The following is an 8,862-nucleotide window of genomic DNA, read 5'->3' as shown; positions in this document are numbered from 1 at the left end:
GGGACGGCGGGGGGAGCGCTCGTCATCGTCTACATCCTTGTCTGTGGGCCTGGCAGGCCCGTCCGGCGTTGTGCCGTGCAACCGTCGGAACTCCGCCGACGGGATGTGCCGCTACTTCTGTTCGCTCTGCGGGGTCACCCGCAGTACTTCCTCCAGCGTACTGATACCCGCGGCGACCTTCTGCGCGCCGGACAGGCGCAGGCTGCGGGTGCCTTCCTTGTACGCCTGGCGGCGCAGGGCGACCAGGTCGGTGTCGGCGGTGATCAGTTCTTTCAGGCTATCGCTGAGCAGCATGATTTCATAGACGCCGGCGCGCCCGCGATAGCCGGTGTCGCGGCACTCCAGGCAACCCACGGCCTGGTGCGCGCCGCTGGGCGGCGGGGCGCTCCAGGGGCGGGTCAGTTCGTGCCAGTCGCTGTCCGCCAGTTGCATCGGCGCCTTGCAGTGCGGGCAGAGTGTGCGCACCAGGCGCTGGGCCATGACCCCTAGCACCGTGGCGCGGATCAGGTAGTAGGGCACGCCCAGTTCGAGCAGGCGGGTGATCGCCGTGGGCGAGTCGTTGGTGTGCAGGGTGGAGAGCACCAGGTGCCCGGTGAGCGCCGCCTGGATCGCCATCTCGGCGGTCTCCAGGTCGCGGATCTCGCCGACCATGATGATGTCCGGGTCCTGCCGCAGCAGGGCGCGTACGCCGCTGGCGAAGGTCAGGTCGATGTTGTGCTGGACCTGCATCTGGTTGAACGAGGGCTCGATCATCTCGATCGGGTCCTCGATGGTGCAGACGTTCACCTCGTCGGTGGCCAGTTGCTTGAGCGTGGTGTAGAGCGTGGTGGTCTTGCCCGAGCCGGTGGGGCCGGTGACCAGGATGATGCCGTTGGGCTGGCTGGTCATGCTCTGCCAGCGGCGCAGGTCGTCGGCGGAGAAGCCGAGCTGGTCGAAGCTCTTGAGCAGCACCTCGGGGTCGAAGATGCGCATCACCATCTTCTCGCCGAAGGCGGTGGGCAGGGTCGACAGGCGCAGCTCCACCTCGGCGCCGTCCGGGGTCTTGGTCTTGACCCGGCCGTCCTGCGGCTTGCGTTTCTCCGCCACGTTCATCCGTCCCAGCGACTTCAGGCGGCTGACCACCGCCATGGTCACCTGCGGCGGGAACTGGTAGACGTTGTGCAGCACGCCGTCGATACGGAAGCGCACGGTGCCCTGCTCGCGGCGCGGCTCGATGTGGATGTCGCTGGCGCGCTGCTGGAAGGCGTACTGGAACAGCCAGTCGACGATGGTGACGATGTGCGCGTCGTTGGCGTCCGGCTCCTGGTCGGCGGCGCCGAGGTTGAGCAACTGTTCGAAGTTGCCGACGCCGCTGATCTTCTGGTCCGGCGAGGTGGCGCCGCTGACCGAGCGGGCCAGGCGGAAGAACTCGACGGTGTAGCGCTGGATGTCCGCCGGGTTCGCCACCACCCGCTTGATCGGTCGCTTGAGCACATGCACCAGGTTGCTTTCCCAGCCCTGTACGAAGGGCTGGGCGCTGGCGATGGTGACTTCCTCCGGACTCAGCGCGACGGCGAGGATGCCATGGCGCTGGGCGAAGGCGTAGGACATCAGCGGAGTCACCGCGGCGACGTCGATCTTCAGCGGGTCGATGCGCAGGTAGGGCTGGCCGGCGTACTCGGCCAGCCACTGGGTGAGGGTCTCCAGGTCGAGCTTGCGTCCGGGGCGCTTGAGATCCTCGACCTGCTGCGCGGCGAGGAACTCCAGCGGATGCTGCTGGTTGCGCACCGCGCTGCGGCGGATCGCCAGGCACTGTTCGGCCTGCTCCTGCCCGACCCGGCCCTGGGCGACCAGCTCGCGGAGCAGGTCGCCGAGGTCCAGCAGGCGGTCCTGGGCGGCGGTGGCGAACACGGACATGCAGACTCCCTTCGGATGATGGCGGTAGCGGCGAAGCTTATTTCATCAGCGCCTTCCAGGGTTTGAGCGTCAGCACAGTATGGGCCTGCGTGGCGCGGGCAGCCAGGCGCTCGGCATCGACAGGTTGCCGCAGCAGCTCCAGCAACTTGGCCAGTTCGCCGTAGAGGCGGTCGGCTTCCGGCAGGTCGAGCACGCCGCGCGCCAGGCGCAACCAGGTAAGCATGCGCTGCAGGCGCGGCGCTTGGTCGGGGAGCAGCTCGGGATGCTGATGGGCGCGCGCCAGCGGCGTGGCCTGGGCTTCTTCGGCAAGGCTGCGCAGCAGCCACTTGCCCAGCGCGGCAGAGCCCTGGCGGTTGCCGCGCTCGTTGCGCGACTCGGTCCAGGCCTTGGCCAGCAGCCAGCGCGAGGCATTCAGGGAGAACAGGCCCCAGCGGGTCTCGTCGAGTTCGCCGCGGAACAGTTGCGGCGCCTGCTGGCGTAGCATCTCGTCGTCACGGCCGCGCTCGATGCGCGGCGCCCAGTCGGCGAGGAGAGCGTCCAGCGCTTCGCGCAGCTCGCGACTGCTGGCGCGTGGCACCGCCTGGCCGAGGCTGCCGAGCAGGGTACGCAGGTCCTGCAGGTGTTGCAGCCAGTCCTCCAGCAGGCGCCAGTGGCCGTTGAAGCGATACTGTTCGGCCAGTCGCTGGCTGCTGCCGAGCAGGTACCAGGCGATGGCGGCGAAGGCACCGTCCAGCGGGGTTTCCGCCAGCAGTTTCTGCGCCGGGGGATCGACCTCGTAGCTGTTCGGGTCGAACAGGCGGTAGCCGCGCTCGGCCTTGCTGATGTCGCAGGGCATCAGCGGCAGGTCGGCGGCCAGTTCCGCGGCCAGCTCGAGCAGCGCGGCGGCATCGCCCTGGCGCAGTTCCAGCTCCAGTTCGCAGATTTCCTCCTGGTTGTCGCCGGCGACCACCTTGCCCAGGTCGAGCGCCGCCTCCACGACTACCCTGGCCTTGCCGCGGCCCCAGGCGATCTCGGCGCGCTGGCGGACGAAGTCGGTGCTGAAGATCGGCTTGAGCTGCTTCTTGTCGAGGTCCTTGAGGGCCGCCGGCCAGCACTTGTCGTCGAGTTTCTTCAGGTCGAGCTTGTTCTTTTCCAGGTACCAGTCCCACTCGTTGCGTTCGGACAGCCCGGCCACGCTCTGCCCGCGGCTCTTCAGCGTCTGGATGTACTGCTCGCCGTCGCGGCGCATGCGCAGCGCGACCTTGGCCCGGGCCAGCTCGCGGCCGGGGGTGTCGTAGTACTGGTTGTACAGTTCGCGGCGCTCCCAGCCCGATTTGTTGCGTTTCTTCAGCAACGGGTGCTCCTGCAAGGCTTCCAGGGTGGCGCGGCTGACGCGGAGTTTGATTTCGGTTTCTTTCTGCATGGGGCGATGTCCGGCTCGGGACGCCAGGCGTCCGCGGGTGAAGGTGTTCCAGATCAAAGGCGCGCGGGGTGGGTGGCCTATACTTTTCGGCATTTCCACCAGGGAGGCGTTCCATGCCGACCAATCCGTTCATCAGCCTGTTCGGCCGTTCGCCGATCGGGCCGATGCAGCAGCACATCGCCAAGGCCCACGAATGCGCGGCCGGCCTGTTGCCGTTCTTCCGCGCGGTGATCGCCGAGGACTGGGCGCAGGTCGAACAGGTTCAGCAGGACATGGTGCGACTGGAGCAGGAAGCCGATCGGCTGAAGAAGAACGTCCGGATGCACCTGCCCAAGAGCCTGTTCCTTCCGGTGCCGCGCTCCGATCTGTTGGAGCTGCTCAGTGTACAGGACAAAGTCGCCAATCGCGCCAAGGACATCGCCGGGCTGATGCTGGGCCGGCGCATGCGCATCCCGCTGCCGCTGCAGGGCCAGATGCTCGCCTACGTGCAGCGCTCGGTGGACGCCAGCGCCCAGGCGTTGCGGGTAGTCAACGAACTCAACGAACTGCTCGAGACCGGCTTCGGCGGGCGCGAGACCAGTCTGGTGGAGAGCATGGTGGAGGAACTCGAGGCGATCGAGAACGACACCGACCGCATCCAGGTCGAGGTGCGCCGCGAGCTGTTCCGCCTGGAAAGCGAGCTGCCGCCGGTGGACGTGATGTTCCTCTACCAGATCATCGAATGGATCGGCGATGTCGCCGACCGCGCCCAGCGGGTCGGCAACCGCCTGGAGCAATTGCTGGCGCGTTGAGCGCCAGGTTTCTTTCCGCCTTCTGCCCGCATACGGATCCCCGCCCATGTCCCTGATCGCCGACCACGGCTTCGCCTTCCTCGTACTCGCCTGCCTGTTCGGTTTCTTCATGGCCTGGGGCGTCGGCGCCAACGACGTCGCCAACGCCATGGGCACCTCGGTGGGCTCACGGGCGCTGACCATCCGCCAGGCGATCCTGGTGGCGATGGTCTTCGAGTTCTGCGGTGCCTACTTCGCCGGCGGCGAGGTCACCGAAACGATCAGGAGCGGCATCGTCGACCCGCAGTACATGACCCCCGACCTGCTGGTCTTCGGCATGCTCTCGGCCTTGCTGGCCGCCGGGGTCTGGCTGTTGCTGGCGACGATCAAGGGCTGGCCGGTGTCGACCACCCACTCCATCGTCGGCGCGATCATCGGCTTCGCCTCGGTCGGTGTCTCGGTGCACGCGGTGCACTGGGGCGCGATCGGCCCGATCGTCGCCAGTTGGGTGGTGACGCCGGTGCTGTCCGGGCTGCTCGCCTTCGCCCTGTTCAGGAGCGTGCAGTGGCTGGTACTGCATGCCGAGGACCCGTTCCGCAGCGCGCGCCGCTACGTGCCGCTGTACATGTTCCTGGCGGGCTTCATGGTCGCGCTGATGACCGTCGGCAAGGGCCTGAAGCATGTCGGCCTGGAGCTTTCCGGCATCCAGACGCTGGGCCTGGCGTTGCTCGCCGGTGGCCTGGTGATGGGCCTGGGCATCGTCCTGCTGTTGCGCATCCGACCCACTGGCGGAGCCGATCCGCGTGGCGGCTTCGCCAGCGTCGAGCGGGTCTTCGCGGTGCTGATGATCTTCACCGCCTGCTCCATGGCTTTCGCCCATGGCGCCAACGACGTGGCCAACGCCATCGGCCCGGTGGCGGCGGTCGTCGCAGTGGTCCAGGCCGGCGGCGACCTGGAACTGGTGACCCGCTCACCGGTGCCGTCCTGGGTACTGCTGCTGGGCGCGGTGGGCATCGTCATCGGCCTGGCTACCTATGGCTACCGGGTGATCGCCACCATCGGCCGGGAGATCACCGAGCTGACCCCCAGCCGCGGCTTCGCCGCCGAGCTGGCGACCGCCTCCACGGTGGTTGGCGCCTCGGCCATCGGCCTGCCGGTGTCCACTACCCATACCCTGGTCGGCGCGGTGCTCGGCATCGGCATGGCGCGCGGTATCGGCGCGCTCAACCTGCGGGTGATCGGCTCGATCTTCCTGTCCTGGGTAGTGACCCTGCCGGCCGGCGCGTTGCTGGCGATCCTGTTCTTCCTGGTCCTGCGCGCGCTGTTCGGCGCCTGAGCTCGGTCTTCGTCGGCTGGCGCAGGCGGAACCGGAACGGACGGTTTTATCCACCGCCGCGATAGGCCATGATGGGGCTCGATCCGTGTGGAGAGTCCCATGCCGTTGCCGTCTCTGAAAGACCAGTTCGGCGCGCTGATCGCCGCGTCTTCCGTCAGTTGCACCCAGCCCGAGCTGGACCAGACCAACCGCCCGGTGGTCGACCTGCTGGCCTCCTGGCTGGGCGATCTAGGCTTCCGCTGCGAGATCCGGGAAGTCTCGCCGGGCAAGTTCAACCTGCTGGCCAGCTACGGCAGCGGTCCCGGCGGGCTGGTGCTGGCCGGCCACACCGATACCGTGCCCTACGACGAAGCGCTGTGGAGCAGCGATCCGCTGCGCCTGGACGAGCGCGACGGCCGCTGGTACGGCCTCGGCAGTTGCGACATGAAGGGCTTCTTCCCGCTGGCCATCGAGGCCTTGCTGCCGCTGCTCGACCAGCCGTTCCGCCAGCCGCTGATGATCCTCGCCACCTGCGACGAGGAAAGCTCGATGGCCGGCGCCCGTGCCCTCGCCGAAAGCGGGCGGCCGCTGGGGCGCGCCACGGTGATCGGCGAGCCGACCAATCTGCGGCCGATCCGCCTGCACAAGGGGGTGATGATGGAGCGCATCGAGATTCTCGGGCAGAGCGGCCATTCGTCCGATCCGAACCTCGGGCGCAGCGCCCTGGAGGCGATGCACGCGACCATCGGCGAGCTGATGGCGCTGCGCGGGGAATGGCAGCAGGTCTGGAACAACCCGCAGTTCAGCGTGCCCCAGCCGACCCTGAACTTCGGTTGCATCCACGGCGGCGACAATCCCAACCGCATCTGCGGCCAGTGTTCGCTGGAATTCGACCTGCGCCCGCTACCCGGCATGCAGCCTGAGCAGTTGCGCGAGGCGATCCGCCAGCGCCTGCGGCCGCTGGCCGAACGGCACAAGGTGAGCATCGACTACCAGCCGCTGTTCCCTGCCGTGCCGCCGTTCGAACAGGCGCAGGACAGCGAACTGGTACGCGTCGCCGAACGCCTGACCGGGCATCGCGCCGAGGCCGTGGCGTTCGGTACCGAGGCGCCATATTTCCAGCGCCTGGGCAGCGAGACCCTGGTCCTCGGCGCCGGCGACATCGCCTGTGCCCACCAGCCCGACGAGCACCTCGAACTGGCGCGTATCGAACCGATGGTCGGCGTGCTGCGCCGGCTGATCCAGCATTACTGCCTGACGCCCGCCGCCGACTGAAGCGCGGCGTGGTCGGCGACCAGCTCGAAGCCGCCGTTGATGACGAACTGCACGCCCATCGCCACCAGCAGGAAGCCGACCACTCGCGAGATGGCGTCGATCCCGGATTCGCCGAGGAACTTCATGATGCGCCCGGAGCTTTGCAGGGCGATCCAGAAGATCAGCGCGGTGAGCAGGGTGACGGTGATCGCCGCGAGGTGGATGAACAGCGGAATGCTTCCGTAGGTGGATTGCAGCGTCGACGCCGAGCTGACCACCAGGGCGATGGTCCCCGGCCCCGCGGTACCCGGCAGGGCCAGCGGAACGAAGGACAGGTCGCGGAAGTGCGGGGTGATCTTTTCCTCGTCCGACAGCAGGTCGTGCTGGACTTCGGTCTCGTCCGGCGTGGTGGCGGGGAACAGCATGGTGAAGCCGATATAGGCGACGATCAGCCCGCCGGCGATGCGCAGGCCGGGAATGGAGATGCCGAACACCTGCATCACCAGGCTGCCGCCGTAGAAGCTGACCAGCATGATCAGCGCCACGTAGAGGCTGGCCTTGAATATCTGCCGGTTGCGCTCCGCCGGCGGCAGGCTGCCGCCGAGGCCGAGCAGCAGCGAGACGCTGGTCAGCGGGTTGGCTACCGGGAGCACGGCGAGCAGGCCGACCAGGACGTGATGGAAGTATTCGCTCATGGATTTTCCTCGTTCGCGTGGTTGCGCGCCGGACGGCACGGCGAACGAGGCAGCCTAGCGAAAAAGCGCTGCGCGAGTTAACCGGGGTTTTCGGATAGTTTTTTTCAGAAATAGTGGTAAAACGGTTCGGTCCGGCCCCAAGCCCCGTACCATGGTCGAATCCCGCCGCTGCGGGGCCGCCGAGGGTTTAAACTCGCGCGTGATCCATCCGTCTCGTTAACCAGAAAGTGAGGAGAAGCCTGTCGATGTTGCTGCGACGACGATAACGGCGCCCTTCGGGCCGTCCCGGCCGCTCACGCTTTGCTCTCGCTCACGAAACGACAGGCTTTCCCCACCATGCCCGACTACGTCAACTGGTTACGTCACGCTTCGCCCTACATCAACTCGCACCGGGACCGCACCTTCGTGGTCATGCTCCCCGGCGAAGGGGTGGAGCATCCCAATTTCGGCAATATCGTCCACGACCTGGTCCTTCTCCACAGCCTCGGCGCGCGCCTGGTGCTGGTGCACGGTTCGCGCCCGCAGATCGAGGCGCGCCTGGCCGCGCGCGGCCTGGCTCCGCGCTATCACCGCGACCTGCGAGTGACCGATGCGCCGACCCTGGAATGCGTCATCGACGCCGTGGGTAGTCTGCGCATCGCCATCGAGGCGCGGCTGTCGATGGACATGGCCGCCTCGCCGATGCAGGGCGCGCGCCTGCGGGTCGCTGGCGGCAACCTGGTCACCGCGCGGCCGATCGGCGTGGTCGAGGGTGTCGACTACCACCATACCGGCGAGGTCCGTCGCATCGACCGCAAGGGCATTGGCCGCCTTCTCGACGAGCGCAGCATCGTCCTGCTCTCGCCGCTGGGCTACTCGCCGACCGGGGAAATCTTCAACCTGGCCTGCGAAGACGTGGCCATGCGCGCCGCCATCGACCTGGAAGCGGAAAAGCTGATTCTCTACGGCGCCGAACAGGGCTTGCTGGACGCATCCGGCAAGCTGGTCCGCGAACTGCGCCCGCAGCAGGTGCCCGCGCACCTGCAACGGCTGGGCAACAGCTACCAGGCCGAGCTGCTGGACGCCGCGGCGCAGGCCTGCCGGGCCGGGGTCAAGCGCAGCCATATCGTCAGCTACACCGAGGACGGCGCGCTGCTCAGCGAGCTGTTCACCCGCACCGGCAACGGCACCCTGGTCGCCCAGGAGCAGTTCGAACAGTTGCGCGAGGCGGGCATCGAGGACGTTGGCGGGCTGATCGAGCTGATCCGCCCGCTGGAAGAGCAGGGCATCTTGGTACGCCGTTCCCGCGAGGTGCTGGAACGCGAGATCGAACAGTTCAGCATCGTCGAGCGCGAAGGGCTGATCATCGCCTGCGCCGCGCTCTACCCGATCGCCGATTCCGAGGCGGGCGAGCTGGCCTGTCTGGCGGTCAACCCGGAGTACCGCCACGGCGGGCGTGGCGACGAACTGCTGGAGCGGATCGAGGAGCGCGCGCGCGGACTCGGCCTGAAGACCCTGTTCGTGCTCACCACGCGGACCGCGCACTGGTTC

General features: G+C 67.7%; 7 protein-coding genes. 4 read left to right on the top strand and 3 right to left on the bottom strand.

From position 1 onward, the window contains the following. Positions 1–111 precede the first annotated feature (111 nt). Both FFS27_RS23365 and FFS27_RS23360 read right to left on the bottom strand, forming a co-directional pair. Positions 112–1,896, bottom strand: coding sequence for a GspE/PulE family protein (locus FFS27_RS23365; protein WP_003096276.1), 1,785 nt, complete (start codon positions 1,894–1,896; stop codon positions 112–114). A 37-nt stretch (positions 1,897–1,933) separates the two neighbouring features. Next, entirely contained in the window at positions 1,934–3,298 is a 1,365-nt protein-coding gene (locus tag FFS27_RS23360; RefSeq protein WP_003096273.1) for a CYTH domain-containing protein, read from the bottom strand. A 113-nt stretch (positions 3,299–3,411) separates the two neighbouring features. On the opposite strand from FFS27_RS23360, the gene FFS27_RS23355 reads away from it, so the two are divergent. From FFS27_RS23355 to argE, 3 genes are all read left to right on the top strand, one after another. Next, a complete protein-coding gene (locus tag FFS27_RS23355) occupies positions 3,412–4,089 on the top strand; it encodes a TIGR00153 family protein (RefSeq protein WP_003096272.1) in 678 nt (225 codons plus the stop codon). 46 nt (positions 4,090–4,135) lie between these two features. Next, positions 4,136–5,404 (top strand): inorganic phosphate transporter, encoded by a 1,269-nt coding sequence (locus FFS27_RS23350; RefSeq protein WP_009314471.1) that lies wholly within the window; start codon positions 4,136–4,138, stop codon positions 5,402–5,404. 99 nt (positions 5,405–5,503) lie between these two features. Next, positions 5,504–6,658, top strand: a complete 1,155-nt coding sequence (gene argE, locus FFS27_RS23345; protein WP_021263152.1) for an acetylornithine deacetylase — start codon at positions 5,504–5,506, stop codon at positions 6,656–6,658. Here the strand turns inward: argE and FFS27_RS23340 are convergent. Further along, on the bottom strand, positions 6,631–7,332 hold the full coding sequence (locus FFS27_RS23340; RefSeq protein ID WP_021263151.1) for a MarC family NAAT transporter: 702 nt from the start codon (positions 7,330–7,332) through the stop codon (positions 6,631–6,633). The two genes, argE and FFS27_RS23340, sit on opposite strands and share 28 nt — an antisense overlap. 336 nt (positions 7,333–7,668) lie before the next feature. Between FFS27_RS23340 and argA the strand changes: the two genes are divergently transcribed. Continuing rightward, positions 7,669–8,862: amino-acid N-acetyltransferase (argA, locus tag FFS27_RS23335; RefSeq protein ID WP_137952234.1), on the top strand; the 1,194-nt coding region annotated here is incomplete at its 3' end.

The organism is Pseudomonas sp. 2VD, assembly GCF_005503585.1.
GTDB lineage: Bacteria > Pseudomonadota > Gammaproteobacteria > Pseudomonadales > Pseudomonadaceae > Pseudomonas > Pseudomonas aeruginosa.
Note: the sequence above shows the minus strand (reverse complement) of the source record. Positions and strands in the feature narration are given on the sequence as shown.